Genomic DNA, 14,598 nt, shown 5'->3' with positions numbered 1-14,598 from the left:
CGGCCGTCAAGGCTGGCCGTCGCTCTGCTCTCGCCTCATACCCGCTGCCGCCAGGCCACGCCTTGACGGTCGCAAGCGCGGCGTCATGCTCAAGGCAATCGGGCGCCCGCTTTAATGGTTGCTACGGCACCGGTCGTGCCGCTACACCACTGCCAGCTTCCGATCGATCACCAGCAGCACCCGCTCGAGCTCGTGGCCGCGGCGCAGGATCAGGCCGGTCGCCGAGATCACGCTGTACATGCCCTGCTTGCGCGCGAGGCGCGGGTCCTTCTCGATGCGATAGATCGGCACCTCCGAGGCGCGGCGATAGACCGAGAACACGGCGCGGTCCTTCAGGAAGTCGATGGCATAGTCGCGCCATTCGCCGTCGGCGACCATGCGGCCGTAGAGATTGAGAATCCGGTGCAGCTCGAGCCGGTTGAACGTCACCCGGTTCGGCTGCGCATGCGCCGCGGCAGGACGCGCCGCCGCGCGTTGCTCGCTCGGGTCGGCATCCTCCGACGTCAGACTCATGGGAAGCGCCTCCTCATCGCACGGCTATGACCCGCGTCCCGCCAAGACCGTCCCGGAACCGCGTTCATGACAATTGCATGATTGCGCCAACCGTTCCGCATCGCAAGGGGGCTCGCCCCACCGAATCGACAGCGCATCAGGGCACACGCAAGGGTGGAACTCTGTCGCGGCAAACCGTCACGGGATCGTTAGCAGGAATCATAGTATCGCCGCTTTTCCGCCAACCGCCTGCCGCCCTGCACTGCGAAAAGGGTGACGTGCGTTGACCCGGTCCTTTCGGTTCCGGATTCCTCAGCCCCCAGCCCCCCGGGGTCGAACAGGATCGGGTCTGTACGCACGACAAGGAGGGCCAACGCGAGTTGGTCCTTTTTTGTTTTTGCCGCGATGTTTCAGGCCGCTGTCATTCCGGGGCGCGCCTCCTGGCGCGAACCCGGGATCCATTTCTCAGCTCCGATAATCGATAGATGGATTCTCAGGTGCGCAATTGCGCACCATAGCTCGCGCTTCGCGCGCCCCGGAATAACGAGACTGAGTGTTTCGAAAAGATCTGCGCTTCAATGCAGCGACGTGTACGCCGCACCCAGCATCGGGCCTGGTCTCTCGCGGCTGCCGTCCTGGATGTAGACCACCGCGCCGTCGACGCCGTCGCGCGTGAGGTTCTCGATCGGCACCGTCCAGCTCTCCGGACGACCGGTCCAGTCGCCGACCTTGAGCAGGCTGCGCACCACGTTGTGATAGGTGACCTGCTGTCCCTTGTTCTCGCCGCGGGCGATCGCGATCGGCACTGACTTCGCGATCGAGCAGATCCAGACCTCGCCGCGCGAGACCGTGGGCTCCTTGCTCGCGGCTACCGACACGTTGATCTGCTTGCCCGAGAGCGACATCGTCACCGGCACGCTCATCACGCCGGTGCCCTTGTCGGTCTTGCCGATCGCTTTCTCGATGCCGGCGCGATCGCTGCCGATGACATGGGTGGAGCCGTTGACCACGACCTGCGGCGTGTAGACCTCGCGGTCGCCGCGCATGCGCGAATAGGCACGCTGCCGTGCAGAGAAGCGCGAATCCGCCAGCGTGTCCTTCCAGCCGAGATAGTCCCAATAATCGATCGGCATGCTCAGCGCGATGACGGAGGGATCCTTGGAGAGATCGCCGATGATCTGGTCGGCGGGCGGGCAGGAGGAGCAGCCCTGCGAGGTGAACAATTCGACGACGGCGCGGGGTTCAGCCTCGGCAGGACGAATGACGGCGATGATCGCACATATGCCGAGAGCTCCCGACCAGAGAGCGCCGGACCAACGTGGAATCAGATGGGAAGCCGTCATTGTCGTCATGTCGAACGCCGCACACCGTTGCTCTCAGGGGGAAATCTTATCGCCGGATGGTCACCGTAGTCTTACGGGGCGCGGTACATTCATCCATCCGGGCCACCCTCCAAAGGGAGGTATTCCGCCGGGCGGGCCCATCTGAAGCGTACCGCAGACGCGCGAAGGCGGCCTTTGATAGGCCGCCTTCGTTAAGGCTTCTACTCACTTCGCAGTGAGCCATCATTCACAAATCCGCGTTTACGCCGCGAGCTTGCGCAGCACGTAGTGCAGGATGCCCCCGTTGCGGTAGTAGTCGAGCTCGTCCAGCGTATCGATGCGGCAGAGCAGCGAAACGCGCTGCAGCGAACCGTCGCCGGAGACGATCTCCGCGGTCAGCTTCTGGCGCGGCTTGAGGTCGCCGACCAGGCCGCGGATGGTCACCTTCTCGTCGCCCTTCAGCCCCAGCGAGGACCAGGAGGTGCCTTCCTCGAAGGTCAGCGGCAGCACGCCCATGCCGACCAGGTTGGAGCGGTGGATGCGCTCGAAGCTCTGGCAGATCACGGCGCGCACGCCAAGCAGGCGCGTGCCCTTGGCGGCCCAGTCGCGCGAGGAGCCGTTGCCGTACTCGGCACCGGCGAACACCACCAGCGGCACCTTCTCTTCCTGGTACTTCATCGCGGCGTCGTAGATCGACATCTGCTCGCCGTCGGGCCAGTGCTTGGTCAGGCCGCCCTCGGGGATGTTTCCGTCCGCGCCCTTCAGCATGAAGTTCTTGATGCGGATGTTGGCGAAGGTGCCGCGCATCATCACTTCATGGTTGCCGCGGCGCGTGCCGTACTGGTTGAAGTCTGCGGGGCGCACCTGGTGCTCGCTGAGATATTTGCCGGCGGGCGAGGTGAGCTTGATTGAGCCGGCCGGCGAGATGTGGTCGGTGGTGATCTTGTCGCCGAACATGGCGAGGATGCGCGCCTCGACGATGTCGGTGACCGGCTCCGGCTCCTTCTTCATGCCCTCGAAGTAGGGCGGGTTCTGCACATAGGTCGAAGACATGTTCCAGCGATAGGTCTCGCTCTCGACCGTCTTGATCTTGCGCCAGTTGGTGTCGCCCTTGAACACGTCGGCATACTTCTTCTTGAAGATCGACGCGGTCACGAACTTCTTCATGAAGGCGTTGATCTCCTTGGTGGTCGGCCAGATATCCTTCAGGTACACCGGCTTGCCGTCCTTGCCCTCGCCGAGCGGCTCGGTGGCGAGGTTCTTGGTGACGCTGCCCGCGAGCGCGTAGGCGACCACCAGCGGCGGCGAGGCCAGATAGTTCGCCTGCACGTCCGGCGAGACGCGGCCTTCGAAGTTGCGGTTGCCGGAGAGCACGGCGGCCGCGACGACGCCGTTGTCGTTGATCGACTTCGAGATCTCCTCGGGCAGCGGACCGGAATTGCCGATGCAGGTGGTGCAGCCGAAGCCGACCAGGTTGAATCCGACCTTGTCGAGATCGGGCTGCAGACCGGAATTGGCGAGATATTCCGCGACCACCTGGCTGCCCGGGGCGAGCGAGGTCTTCACCCACGGCTTGGCCTTGAGGCCCTTCGCAGCCGCATTGCGCGCGAGCAGGCCGGCGCCGATCAGCACGCTCGGGTTCGAGGTGTTGGTGCAGGAGGTGATCGCGGCGATCACGACGTCGCCATGGCCGATGTCGAAGTTCTTGCCTTCGACGGGGAAGCGCTTGGCCGGCTCCTCGGCCTTCTTGTACTCGCTGGCGAGCGCGAGCGAGAAGCCGTCCGCGACGGTGGGCAGCGCGATGCGGCCTTCGGGACGCTTGGGCCCGGCCATCGACGGCACGACGTCGCCGAGGTCGAGGGTCAGCGTTTCCGTGAACACGGGGTCGGGCGACTTGGCGGTGCGGAACAGGCCCTGGGCCTTGGCATAGGCCTGCACCAGCGCGACGCGGGCCGAGGCACGGCCGGAGGTCTTGAGATAATCGAGCGCGGCGGCATCGACCGGGAAGAAGCCGCAGGTCGCGCCGTATTCGGGCGCCATGTTGGCGATGGTCGCCTTGTCGGCGACCGAGAGGTGGTCAAGGCCCGGGCCGAAGAACTCGACGAACTTGCCGACCACGCCGAGCTTGCGCAGCATCTGCGTCACGGTGAGCACGAGGTCGGTCGCGGTGACGCCTTCCTTCAGCGCGCCTTTCAGCTTGAAGCCGACGACGTTGGGCAGCAGCATCGACAGCGGCTGGCCGAGCATGCAGGCTTCCGCCTCGATGCCGCCGACGCCCCAGCCGAGCACGGCAAGACCGTTGACCATGGTGGTGTGCGAATCGGTGCCGACCAGCGAGTCGGGATAAGCCACCTCGAAGGTGCCGGTCTTCTTGCCGACCGTCATCTTCTCCTTCTTGGTCCAGACCGTCTGGGCCAGATATTCGAGATTGACCTGGTGGCAGATGCCGGTGCCGGGCGGCACGACGGAGAAGTTCGAGAACGCCTTCTGGCCCCACTTCAGGAACTCGTAGCGCTCCTGGTTCTGCTTGTATTCCTCGGTGACGTTCTTGCCGAAGGCCTTGTTGTCACCGAAGAAGTTCACGATCACGGAATGGTCGATGACGAGGTCGACGGGCACCAAGGGGTTGATCTTCTCAGGCTCGCCGCCGAGCTTCTGCATCGCGTTGCGCATCGCGGCGAGGTCGACCACCGCGGGCACGCCGGTGAAGTCCTGCATCAGCACGCGCGCCGGGCGGAAGGCGATCTCATGCTCCAGCGACTTCTTGCGCAGCCATTTCGAGACCGCGACGATGTCTTCCTTCTTGACCGAGCGGCCGTCCTCGTTGCGCAGCAAATTCTCGAGCAGGACCTTCATCGAATAGGGAAGTTTCGAAATTCCCTTCAGACCATTCTTCTCGGCGGTGGGCAGGCTGTAATAGACATAGGTCTTGGCGCCGACCTTGAGAGTCTTTTTGCATTTGAAGCTGTCGAGCGAGGTCATGGAGGAGATCCCAATTGCTAGTTATACCCGGCAGGGTATTTTAACACCGTCAGCGTATCAGGCTGGGCCGCTTGCAGGGGCAGGTTGAGTTGCTGCATCAAGTAGTTCCGGGCTTATAGAAGCTTTCTAACCGCGCCGCCACAGCCACTATCGTGCCGCAGCAATTCGCGAGCCAAAAATTCCCATGCGCTACCCCAAGATTTCCTGAGGCCTGGCTGTGAGCGGACTGAACCAAGGCGACATGCGGCTGTCCGGTCACGGGCTGAGATGCGTGCGGGGCGGCCGCGAGGTGTTCGCCGGGCTCGATTTCGCGGCCGGCTCGGGCGAGGCCGTCGCGGTCGTCGGCCGCAATGGATCGGGCAAGACCTCGCTGCTGCGGCTGATCGCAGGCCTGCTCGTGCCGGCCGGCGGGACGATCGCGCTGGAGGGCGGCGACGGCGAACTGACCCTGGCGGAGCAGTGCCACTATCTCGGCCATCGCGATGCCCTGAAGCCGGCGCTGAGCGTGGCCGAAAACCTGGCGTTTTGGGCTGATTTTCTCGGCGGCGAGCGTTTCGATGCGGCCGAGAGCCTCGCCGAGGTCGGCCTCGACCACGCCACCCATCTGCCCGCCGGATTCCTGTCCGCGGGACAGCGCCGTCGGCTCTCGCTGGCCCGGCTGCTGACCGTCCGCCGCCCGGTCTGGCTCCTGGACGAGCCGACCAATGCGCTTGATGTTGCCGGTCAAGACATGTTCGCCGGCCTGATGCGCGAGCATCTGGCCGCCGGCGGCATGATCGTTGCCGCGACGCATGCCCCGCTCGGCATCGAATCGCGGGAGCTGCGGATCGGGGGTATGGCGTGATTCCGACGCACCCTCAGCTTTCCGAGCGGCTGAACCCTCTCCCGCTTGCACCGCCTTCGACGCGCGAGGGGAGCCCCGCATGACCGCCCTCGCCGCCCTCATCCGCCGGGACATCCGGATTGCGCTTCGCGTCGGCGGCGGGGCGCTGATCGGGGTCTTGTTCTTCCTGACCGTGGTGGTGCTGATGCCGTTCGCGGTCGGGCCGGATCTGGCGCTGCTGTCGCGGCTCGGACCTGCGATCCTCTGGCTCGGGGCACTGCTGGCGAGCTTGCTGACCCTCGACCGGCTGTTCATGGCCGACCATGAGGACGGCTCGCTCGACCTGATCACGATGAGCCGGACGCCGCTGGAACTCGCCTGCGCTGCCAAGGCGCTGGCGCATTGGCTCGCCGCCGGCCTGCCGCTGATTGTCGCAACCCCCGTGCTCGGCCTGTTGCTCAACCTCGACATGATCGCCACGGCTGCGGTAGCGCTGACGCTGCTGGCGGGCACTCCGGCGCTGACCTTCACCGGCATGATCGGCGCGGCGCTGGCGGTGACGCTGCATCGCGGCGGGCTGCTGATGGCGGTGCTGGTGCTGCCGCTGTCGATTCCCGTGCTGATTTTCGGCGTTGCGGCCTCGCAGGCGGTGATCGTCGGTCCCATGACCTTCGGCGCGCCGTTCTCGATCCTGTGCGCGCTGTCGCTGGTCAGCCTCGTGATCGGCCCGTTCGCGGCCGCAGCGAGCCTGCGGCATGGCCTCGACTGAGATGGGCTCGACGGACCTTGACCCCGATCAACTTTCGCGACGGGCTTTCGTGCTGATTGCCTGAGCGGCCCCCGGTGATTATCAGGATACCATGACGCTGATCGACCTCGCCAACCCCACGCGGTTCCTCGCGCTGACAGCGCGGGTGTTGCCGTGGCTGGCGGCCGCGACAATCATCCTGCTCACGATCGGTCTCTATCAAGCTGCGCTCGCGCCCGACGACTATCAGCAGGGCGCGACCGTCAAGATCATGTTCATCCACGTGCCCAATGCCTGGCTGTCGATGTTCGTGTGGGGCGTGATGAGCATCGCATCGTTGGGCACGCTGGTGTGGCGGCATCCGCTCGCCGACGTCGCCGCCAAGGCCGCAGCTCCGATCGGCGCCGCCTTCACCTTCCTCGCGCTGCTCACGGGCTCGCTCTGGGGCCGGCCGATGTGGGGCACCTATTGGGAATGGGACGCGCGGCTGACCTCGGTGCTGATCCTGTTCCTGATGTATCTCGGCCTGATGGCGCTGTGGCGTGCCGTCGACGATCCCTCGCGTGCGGCGCGCGCCGCCGCGGTGCTGACCCTGGTCGGCGCCATCAACCTGCCGATCATCAAGTTCTCGGTCGATTGGTGGAACACGCTGCACCAGCCCGCCTCGGTGATGCGCATGGGCGGCTCGGCGCTGGACAAGTCGTTCCTGATTCCGCTGCTGGTGATGGCGGTCGCCTTCACGCTGCTGTTCGTCACGCTGCATCTGGCCGCGATGCGCAACGAGATTTTGCGCCGCCGTGTCCGCTCGCTGCAGATGATGCAGGCGAGTCGCATCGCGTTTTCGAGCGACATGGCCGCCGGTTCGCGTGAAGACAACGCATCAAAAGAAGCCGGGGCTGCATGACGATGTCGCTCGGTCCTTATGCCTCTTTCATCGTGGCGTCTTACGCAGCCGTCGCCCTCGTGGTCGCGATCCTGATCGGCTGGGTCATGCTCGATTATCGCAGCCAGACGCAGCGCCTGCGCGAGCTGGAGCAGCGCGGCATCACCCGCCGGTCGGGCCGCAGCGCGACGGAGCCGCGATGAGCGATCAACCTGCCTCCGCTCCGCCGCAGCGCCGCGCCTTCCTGGTGATGCTGCCGCTGATCGTCTTCATCGGCCTCGCGCTTTTGTTCTGGTTCCGGCTCGGCAGTGGCGATCCCTCGCGGATTCCCTCGGCGCTGATCGGCCGGCCCGCACCGCAGACCGTGCTGCCGCCGCTCCAGGGATTGCAGGAGAATGGCGCGCAGGTGCCGGGACTCGATCCCGCCGCCTTCAAGGGCAAGGTCAGCCTCGTCAACGTCTGGGCGTCCTGGTGCGTGCCGTGCCATGACGAGGCGCCGCTTTTGACCGAAATGGCAAAAGACAAGCGCTTCCAGCTGGTCGGCATCAACTACAAGGACGCCGCCGACAATGCGCGGCGCTTCCTCGGCCGCTACGGCAACCCGTTCGGCCACGTCGGCGTGGATGCCAACGGCCGCGCCTCGATCGAATGGGGCGTCTATGGCGTGCCGGAGACCTTCGTCGTCGGGCGCGAGGGCACCATCGTCTACAAGCTGGTCGGGCCGATCACGCCGCAAAATCTCAAGGCCGTGCTGATGCCGGAGCTGGAGAAGGCGCTGAAAGCGGGGTCTTAGCCAGACCGTCATTGCGAGGAGCTCTTGCGACGAAGCAATCCGGAGTCCCTCCGCAGGGGCATTCTGGATTGCTTCGCTTCGTTCGCAATGACGAGCGGAGAGACCGTCACCCCTTACTCACATCCCCCGCCTCGGCCTCGCTTCTCTCCAGAGAGACCGGCTCGAGATGGTAGCGCTTGGTCAGCGGCAGCTGGGCGATCGCGAAGATCATGGTGAGCGTGGTCACGCCGAACACCTTGAAGTTCACCCAGAAGTCCGTGCTCTGGGTACGCCAGACGATCTCGTTCAACACGGCCATGCCTGCGAAGAACAACGCCCAGCGCAGCGTGAGGATGCGCCAGCCTTGGGGCGTCAGGTTGAACACCTGGTCGAACAGCACCGCAATGAAGGAACGGCCGAACAACAGGCCGCCGCCGAGGATCGCGGCGAACAGGCCGTAGATGATGGTCGGCTTCAGCTTGATAAAGGTCTCGTCGTGCAGGACCAAGGTCAGCGTGCCGAACACCAGCACGATCACGCCCGTGACGATCGCCATGATCGGGATGTGACGCGTCACGATGTAGGAGGCGGCCATCGCGACCGCGATGGCCACCATGAAGGCGCCGGTCGCCGCGAACAGATTGAACTTCGCATTGACGAAGAAGAACACGAGCAGCGGACCGAGCTCGGTCGCGAGCTTGAACAGCGGATGCGGCTGGGTCTTGTCCATTCTCTCTTCCGTATCTCGCATCCTTCGAGACGACCGCTTCGCGGTCTCCTCAGGATGAGGACCTCATGTGTGGCACGACCTCATCCTGAGGAGCCGCGCAAGCGGCGTCTCGAAGGATTGACGCTATTCGATTCCGGCGATGGCGCGGGCGAAGTCGCGCGCGGTGAAGGGCGCGAGATCGTCGACGCCTTCGCCGACGCCGATGAAGTGCACCGGCAGCTTGAACTTTTCCGCGAGCGCCACCAGGATGCCGCCGCGCGCAGTGCCGTCGAGCTTGGTCATCACGAGGCCGGTAACCCCTGCGGTGCGATGGAAGGCCTCGACCTGCGACAGCGCATTCTGGCCGACGGTCGCATCCAGCACCAGCAGCACGGCATGCGGCGCAGTGTCATCCACCTTGCGGATCACGCGTACGACCTTCTCGAGCTCGTTCATCAGCTCGGCCTTGTTCTGCAAGCGGCCGGCGGTGTCGATCAGCAGCACGTCAATCGCCTGCTCCTTCGCCGCGGTGAGCGCGTTGAAGGCGAGGCTTGCGGAATCCGAACCCTGCGCGCCTGCGATGACGGGCGTCTTCGTCCGCTCGCCCCAGACCTTGAGCTGCTCGATGGCGGCGGCGCGAAACGTGTCGCCGGCGGCCAGCATCACCTTGCGGCCTTCGCTGGCGAATTTCTGCGACAGCTTGCCGATCGTGGTGGTCTTGCCGGAGCCGTTGACGCCGACCACGAGAATGACGAACGGCTTCCTCGCCGCATCGATCACGAGCGGTTTTGCCACCGGCGACAGCACCTTCTCGACCTCGGTGGCGACGACGTCCTTGACCTCGTCCGCCGAGATCGCCTTGTCGTAGCGGCCGGTGCCGACGGCATCGGCAATGCGCACCGCGACTGACGTGCCGAGGTCGGCGCGCAGCAGCACGTCCTCGATGTCGTCGAGCATGGCGCGGTCGAGCTTGCGCTTGGTGACGAGGTCGGCGACCGCGGTCCCGAGCGAGGACGAGGTGCGCTTCAGCCCGTTGGACAGGCGGCGCCACCAGCTCAGCTTGGGGGTCTCGGAGGTGGTATCGTTCATGGTGGCGTGTTAGCCGTTCCGGCCCGTAAACGAAAGCCTTGACCGAAAGTCCTGCGATTGCTCGATGTTCCCCAATTGACCGCCGATGAGATCTTAGGCCGCGTGCTCCATCGCGACGGCCTGATGCTGGTCATCGACAAGCCGGCCGGCCTGCCGGTGCATCGCGGCCCCAAGGGTGGCCCCAATCTGGAGGATTGCTTCGACGCGCTGCGTTTCGGCCTGCCGCGACCGCCGGTGCTGGCCCACCGGCTGGACAAGGACACCTCGGGCTGCCTCGTGCTCGGCCGCCACCGCAAGGCGACGGCATCGCTGGGCCTTTTGTTCAAGCACGGCAAGATCGGCAAAACCTACTGGACCGTGGTCGAAGGCGGCCCTGCCGAGGACGAAGGCACCATCGACATGCCGCTCGGCCGGCTCAATGCCGAACGCGGCTGGTGGCAGAAGCCGGATCCGGAAGGGCAGAAGGCGATCACGAACTGGAAGGTGATGGGCCGGGGCGACGGTTTCACCTGGCTTGCCATGGAACCGGTGACCGGCCGGACCCATCAATTGCGGGTGCATGCGGCCGCGAGCGGCTGGCCGATCTTCGGCGATAACATTTACGGCAACGGTCCGCGCTTCGGCGAGCCGCGCCTGCACCTGCATTCGCGCGAGATCGTGGTGCCGATCTCCCGGAACAAGGAGCCGGTCCGCGTGGTGGCGCCGGCCCCGCCGCATATGCATGAGAAGCTCCGGGCCTGCGGGTGGAACGGGGAGTAGCCTCGTAGACCCTCATGGTGAGGACGCGCGTCAGCGCCGTCTCGAACCATGGAGGCCCCGCGCATCGCGGCCGTATCCATCCTTCGAGACGCCCGCTTCGCGGGGCTCCTCAGGATGAGGAGCGGTGGTCGGTCGAGAAGCGGCTGTGCTCGGCTACCGTGCCATGGTTTACGAAACCTTCAGCGCTCGCCTCTAATGATAACGGTTGCTTAGAACAAGCTTCCGTAACCGCTCAGGACGAGCCGCGCGTGATGACCAGGGACGGGCTATCGATCATCGACGAGGTCGAATCCGCACTGCGGATCGGCTCGCCGGAAAAGGGCCTGGAGACGGCCAGGCGCGTCACCGAGCTGTTCCTCTCCTCCGCCGGCAATTTCGACGACGAGCAGATCGCGCTGTTCGACGACGTGCTCGAGCGCCTGATCGGCACCATCGAGCTGCGCGCCATCGCCGATGTGGCAGCGCGCGTGGCGCTGGCCGAAATCAGCGCGCAGCTGGCGCCGGTCGCGCAGGCGCCGCCGTCGGTGATCCGCCGCCTCGCCAACAATGACGAGATCCGCATCGCCGGCCCCGTGCTGCAGGAATCCGCGCGCCTCGACGACGGCGAGCTGGTGAAGATCGCATCAGCTAAGGGCGAGCCGCATCTGCTCGCGGTCGCCGGCCGCTGGTGGCTGAAGGAGATCGTCACCGACGCGCTGCTGGCGCGCCGCTACCCCAGCGTCAGCCGGCGGCTTGCGGCCAATCCCGGCGCGCGCGTCTCCGGAAAAGGGTTCGCCATCATCGTCGGCCAGGCCGAAAGCGACCCGGAGCTCGCAGTCAGTGTCGGCGTCCGCGTCGACTTGCCCTCGGAGCTGCGCCGCCAATTGCTGCGCTCGGCGACGGACGCGGTGCGCACCCGCCTGTTGTCGCGCGCCCCGCCGCATCTGTTCGAGGAGATCCAGAGCGCGATCGCCGCCGTCGCCATCGGCGCCGAACGCGAAATGTCGGCGGTGCGCGATTTCGAAGGTGCCAAGCGCGCCATCGCCGGCCTCAAGGCCACCGGCCAGCTCGACGAGGCGACGTTGCTCGGCTTCGCCAGACAGCGGCGCTATGAGGAGACGGTGGCGGCGCTGGCGGCGTTGTCGGGATCGACGGTCGAGGTGATCCGACCGCTGATGCAGAGTCTGCGCGAGGACGGCCTGCTGGTGCCGTGCAAGGCCGCACAGCTCAGCTGGGAAACGACCAAGGCCCTGCTCGAATGCCGCTTCGCCACCGGCGCGATGAAGCCGGCGGACATCGCCAGGGCGCAGGGGCATTTTGCGAGAATGACGGCGGAGAACGCCAAGCGCACGCTGCGATTCTGGCAGGTGAGGGCGCTGTAGAGCGCTTGCTGCTCATCACACATTCCGCTGTCATTGCCCGCGAAAGCGGGCAATCCAGTATTCCAGAGACGGCGGAGATTGAACCGAGAAGCCGCGGCGTACTGGGTCGCCCGGTCAAGCCGGGCGACGACACCAACTATGTGGTGAGGCGCTCGCGATCAACGCCGGCAATCAAGCGTGGCACGATGCTTCCGACCTGTTCGCCCACCACTGTCACCGGCAGATAGTGCTCCGTGCGGCCCTGCCCCTCGCTCTCGATCAGCACATCGCGCCGTGCGCCGATCTCGGCTTGCAGCCGTTGCTGCAGCGCCGCCTCTCCTACCGCGCGCAGCCGCTTCGCACGCTCTTTAATGACCGGCCCCGCCACCTGCGGCATCCGCGCGGCGGGCGTGCCGGGCCGCGGCGAATAAGGGAAGACGTGCAGGAAGGTCAGTCCGCATTGCTCGACGAGGTCGAGCGAGCGCGAGAACATGTCCTCGGTCTCGGTCGGGAAGCCCGCGATGATGTCGGCGCCGAAGACGACATCGGGGCGCAGGCGGCGCACCTGCTCGCAGAAGCCAATCGCATCCTGCCGCGAATGCCGCCGCTTCATGCGCTTCAGGATCATGTCGTCGCCCGACTGCAGCGACAGGTGCAGGTGCGGCATCAGGCGCGCATCCTCCGCGATGGCATCGAGCAGGTCGTCATCCGCCTCGATCGAATCGATCGAGGAGATACGCAGGCGCTTGAGCTCGGGCACATGGCGCAGGATCTGCTTGGTCAGCAGGCCGAGCTTGGGCGCGCCGGGCAGGTCTGCGCCGTAGCTCGTGAGATCGACGCCGGTCAGCACGATCTCGGCATGGCCGCGCTCGACCAGGGTGCGCACCTGATCGACCACCGCGCCCATCGGCACCGAGCGCGAATTGCCGCGGCCGAACGGGATGATGCAGAAGGTGCAGCGATGATCGCAGCCGTTCTGCACCTGCACGAAGACGCGCGGCAGGCCGCTCGCATAGCCGTCGACGAGGTGCGGCGCCATCTCCTTCACCGCCATGATGTCGCTGACGGCGATCTTCTCGCTGGCGCCAAGATCGAAAGCGTGGCGCGTCTCCCGCCACGCTGCGCCGCGCATCTTGTCGTCATTGCCGACGACGCGATCGACCTCGGCCATGCCCGCAAACATCGCAGCCTGCGTCTGCGCCGCGCAGCCGGTGACGACGATGCGCGCTTCGGGGCGCTCGCGCTTCAGTTTGCGGATCGACTGGCGCGCCTGCGCCACCGCCTCGTTGGTGACGGCGCAACTGTTAATGACGATCGTGTCGGAAAGACCTGCGGCCTCCGCTTTGCTGCGGACCACCTCGGCCTCGAAGGCGTTGAGGCGGCAGCCGAAGGTGACGATGTCGACGGCCATCAGGCGACCGGCGCGAACAGCGCCGGATCGAAGCTGCCCTCATATTCGAAGGTCGCGGTGCCCGTCATCAGCACGTGGTCGTCGCGCTCGCGCCATTCAATGCCGAGCTTGCCGCCGGGCAATGTGATCTCAACCTTGCGCTCGGCGCGCTTCAGCCGCGCGGCGGCGACCGCCGTGGCACAGGCCGCCGACCCGCACGCCTTGGTCAGGCCGGCGCCGCGCTCCCAGGTGCGGATCGTGATGTGCTCGCGATCGACGATATGGGCCAGCGTGATGTTGGCGCGCTCGGGGAAGATCGGATGGTTTTCCAAGAGCGGACCGAAGCGGCCGAGATCGTAGGCATTGACGTCGTCGACCCAGAACACCGCGTGCGGATTGCCCATGCTCACCACTGAGGGCGAATGCAGAATGGGATTGTCGATCGGCCCGATCTGCAATTCGATGTAGCGGGTGTCGCGAAACTCTTCCGCCAGCGGAATGTCCTGCCAGCCGAATTTCGGCGCGCCCATATCCACTGTGTAGAGGTCGGGCGCCGGACCCTGCCAGGCATTGAGCAGGCCGGCGGCCGTCTCGAAGGTCGCACTGGTCTGCCCGGTCTTCTCGAAGATGCGGCGCACGACGCAGCGCATGCCGTTGCCGCAGGCACCGGCCTCCGAGCCGTCATTGTTGTAGATGCTGATGAAGGCCTCGGTGCCGTCGAGCCGCGGCTTCGAGAGCACCATGAGCTGGTCGTAAGCCACGCCGCCGTTCGCGGACGCGACGGCGCGGGCATCGTCCGGCGTGACCTTGGCCGCCGAATCGCGCAAGTCGACAACGACGATCTCGTTGCCGATTCCGTTCATCTTGGCAAATGCGTGGTTGGCCAGCGCGCTCATGAAAATTCCCGAATTTCGCCTGCCTTATATGGCGATCCTCGGCCGCTTGGCCAGTGATTTGCCACCCGGGTCGGGACATCGGGCAAGGTGCCTGCCATGACGCATCTGTCATGGGACGAATTCGGCGCTCGCGTGTTAGAACGGCGCGGTTCGCGCGAACCGGGACGCGCGGCCGGGTTAGGGCCTTGGTGGGTAAGGCCTTGATGAATTGAGGCCCCGACGAAGCGGGCCTCGGGGAGAATAGAATGAACACTTTTCGTCGCCTCGCTTTGGCCGCGCTGATCCCGGCTGCGGCCTTGTCGCATGGGCTGTCAGGCGCTCTGGCGCAGACCGCGAGCCCGGCGCCGGCCGCATCGGCAAGTCCCTCGCCGGCCCCGTCGGCTTCGCCCGCCC

Annotated in this window: 14 protein-coding genes; 7 read left to right on the top strand and 7 right to left on the bottom strand. The window is 65.7% G+C overall.

Annotated features, from left to right (window positions below; all coding sequences use genetic code 11):
• Positions 1–141: 141 nt before the first annotated feature.
• The 3 genes from I6F17_RS36985 to acnA all read right to left on the bottom strand — a co-directional run bounded on the left by I6F17_RS36985 (position 142) and on the right by acnA (position 4,796).
• On the bottom strand, positions 142–513 hold the full coding sequence (locus tag I6F17_RS36985) for a DUF2794 domain-containing protein (RefSeq protein ID WP_036008814.1): 372 nt from the start codon (positions 511–513) through the stop codon (positions 142–144).
• A gap of 554 nt (positions 514–1,067) precedes the next feature.
• Entirely contained in the window at positions 1,068–1,844 is a 777-nt protein-coding gene (locus tag I6F17_RS36980; RefSeq protein ID WP_225132159.1) for a DUF1223 domain-containing protein, read from the bottom strand.
• A 231-nt stretch (positions 1,845–2,075) separates the two neighbouring features.
• Complete coding sequence (gene acnA, locus I6F17_RS36975; RefSeq protein WP_225132160.1) at positions 2,076–4,796, bottom strand: aconitate hydratase AcnA; 2,721 nt, start codon at positions 4,794–4,796, stop codon at positions 2,076–2,078.
• A 241-nt stretch (positions 4,797–5,037) separates the two neighbouring features.
• On the opposite strand from acnA, the gene ccmA reads away from it, so the two are divergent.
• From ccmA to I6F17_RS36950, 5 genes are all read left to right on the top strand, one after another.
• A complete protein-coding gene (gene ccmA / locus I6F17_RS36970) occupies positions 5,038–5,640 on the top strand; it encodes a heme ABC exporter ATP-binding protein CcmA (RefSeq protein WP_225132168.1) in 603 nt (200 codons plus the stop codon).
• Positions 5,641–5,719: 79 nt separating this feature from the next.
• Positions 5,720–6,388 (top strand): heme exporter protein CcmB, encoded by a 669-nt coding sequence (gene ccmB / locus I6F17_RS36965; protein ID WP_025032861.1) that lies wholly within the window; start codon positions 5,720–5,722, stop codon positions 6,386–6,388.
• 91 nt (positions 6,389–6,479) lie between these two features.
• Positions 6,480–7,271, top strand: a complete 792-nt coding sequence (locus tag I6F17_RS36960) for a heme ABC transporter permease (RefSeq protein ID WP_109141828.1) — start codon at positions 6,480–6,482, stop codon at positions 7,269–7,271.
• Positions 7,268–7,453 carry a heme exporter protein CcmD gene (gene ccmD, locus I6F17_RS36955; protein ID WP_036040763.1) on the top strand — a complete coding sequence of 62 codons (186 nt, stop codon included), beginning with the start codon at positions 7,268–7,270 and terminating at the stop codon, positions 7,451–7,453. The genes I6F17_RS36960 and ccmD overlap by 4 nt, the downstream gene beginning before the upstream one ends.
• The gene (locus I6F17_RS36950) at positions 7,450–8,043 is read left to right on the top strand and encodes a DsbE family thiol:disulfide interchange protein (protein WP_225132161.1); all 594 of its coding nucleotides are present in this window, start codon (positions 7,450–7,452) and stop codon (positions 8,041–8,043) included. Before ccmD ends, I6F17_RS36950 begins: the two co-directional genes overlap by 4 nt.
• Positions 8,044–8,149: 106 nt before the next feature.
• Here I6F17_RS36950 and I6F17_RS36945 read toward each other — a convergent pair whose 3' ends face one another.
• On the bottom strand, positions 8,150–8,752 hold the full coding sequence (locus tag I6F17_RS36945; RefSeq protein ID WP_225132162.1) for a septation protein A: 603 nt from the start codon (positions 8,750–8,752) through the stop codon (positions 8,150–8,152).
• Positions 8,753–8,875: 123 nt separating this feature from the next.
• Positions 8,876–9,820 (bottom strand): signal recognition particle-docking protein FtsY, encoded by a 945-nt coding sequence (gene ftsY, locus I6F17_RS36940; protein WP_225132163.1) that lies wholly within the window; start codon positions 9,818–9,820, stop codon positions 8,876–8,878.
• 57 nt (positions 9,821–9,877) lie between these two features.
• Between ftsY and I6F17_RS36935 the strand changes: the two genes are divergently transcribed.
• A complete protein-coding gene (locus I6F17_RS36935) occupies positions 9,878–10,579 on the top strand; it encodes an RNA pseudouridine synthase (protein WP_225132164.1) in 702 nt (233 codons plus the stop codon).
• Between the two features lie 251 nt (positions 10,580–10,830).
• On the top strand, positions 10,831–11,940 hold the full coding sequence (locus I6F17_RS36930) for a DUF2336 domain-containing protein (protein WP_225132165.1): 1,110 nt from the start codon (positions 10,831–10,833) through the stop codon (positions 11,938–11,940).
• A 136-nt stretch (positions 11,941–12,076) separates the two neighbouring features.
• Here I6F17_RS36930 and mtaB read toward each other — a convergent pair whose 3' ends face one another.
• Both mtaB and dapF read right to left on the bottom strand, forming a co-directional pair.
• A complete protein-coding gene (mtaB, locus tag I6F17_RS36925) occupies positions 12,077–13,330 on the bottom strand; it encodes a tRNA (N(6)-L-threonylcarbamoyladenosine(37)-C(2))-methylthiotransferase MtaB (RefSeq protein ID WP_225132166.1) in 1,254 nt (417 codons plus the stop codon).
• Entirely contained in the window at positions 13,330–14,205 is an 876-nt protein-coding gene (dapF, locus tag I6F17_RS36920; RefSeq protein WP_225132167.1) for a diaminopimelate epimerase, read from the bottom strand. The genes mtaB and dapF overlap by 1 nt, the downstream gene beginning before the upstream one ends.
• Between the last annotated feature and the right edge of the window lie 393 nt (positions 14,206–14,598).

Source organism: Bradyrhizobium sp. NBAIM18 (assembly GCF_020193825.1).
GTDB lineage: Bacteria > Pseudomonadota > Alphaproteobacteria > Rhizobiales > Xanthobacteraceae > Bradyrhizobium > Bradyrhizobium yuanmingense.
Note: the sequence above shows the minus strand (reverse complement) of the source record. Positions and strands in the feature narration are given on the sequence as shown.

Bases quoted from the DNA above. Each gene is read 5' to 3' on its own strand.
- I6F17_RS36950 (WP_225132161.1), top strand. From the start codon at position 7,450: ATGAGCGATCAACCTGCCTCCGCTCCGCCGCAGCGCCGCGCCTTCCTG.
- dapF (WP_225132167.1), bottom strand. From the start codon at position 14,205: ATGAGCGCGCTGGCCAACCACGCATTTGCCAAGATGAACGGAATCGGC.
- ccmB (WP_025032861.1), top strand. From the start codon at position 5,720: ATGACCGCCCTCGCCGCCCTCATCCGCCGGGACATCCGGATTGCGCTT.
- ccmD (WP_036040763.1), top strand. From the start codon at position 7,268: ATGACGATGTCGCTCGGTCCTTATGCCTCTTTCATCGTGGCGTCTTAC.
- acnA (WP_225132160.1), bottom strand. From the start codon at position 4,796: ATGACCTCGCTCGACAGCTTCAAATGCAAAAAGACTCTCAAGGTCGGC.
- ccmA (WP_225132168.1), top strand. From the start codon at position 5,038: ATGCGGCTGTCCGGTCACGGGCTGAGATGCGTGCGGGGCGGCCGCGAG.
- I6F17_RS36985 (WP_036008814.1), bottom strand. From the start codon at position 513: ATGAGTCTGACGTCGGAGGATGCCGACCCGAGCGAGCAACGCGCGGCG.
- I6F17_RS36960 (WP_109141828.1), top strand. From the start codon at position 6,480: ATGACGCTGATCGACCTCGCCAACCCCACGCGGTTCCTCGCGCTGACA.
- I6F17_RS36980 (WP_225132159.1), bottom strand. From the start codon at position 1,844: ATGACGACAATGACGGCTTCCCATCTGATTCCACGTTGGTCCGGCGCT.
- ftsY (WP_225132163.1), bottom strand. From the start codon at position 9,820: ATGAACGATACCACCTCCGAGACCCCCAAGCTGAGCTGGTGGCGCCGC.
- mtaB (WP_225132166.1), bottom strand. From the start codon at position 13,330: ATGGCCGTCGACATCGTCACCTTCGGCTGCCGCCTCAACGCCTTCGAG.
- I6F17_RS36930 (WP_225132165.1), top strand. From the start codon at position 10,831: ATGACCAGGGACGGGCTATCGATCATCGACGAGGTCGAATCCGCACTG.
- I6F17_RS36945 (WP_225132162.1), bottom strand. From the start codon at position 8,752: ATGGACAAGACCCAGCCGCATCCGCTGTTCAAGCTCGCGACCGAGCTC.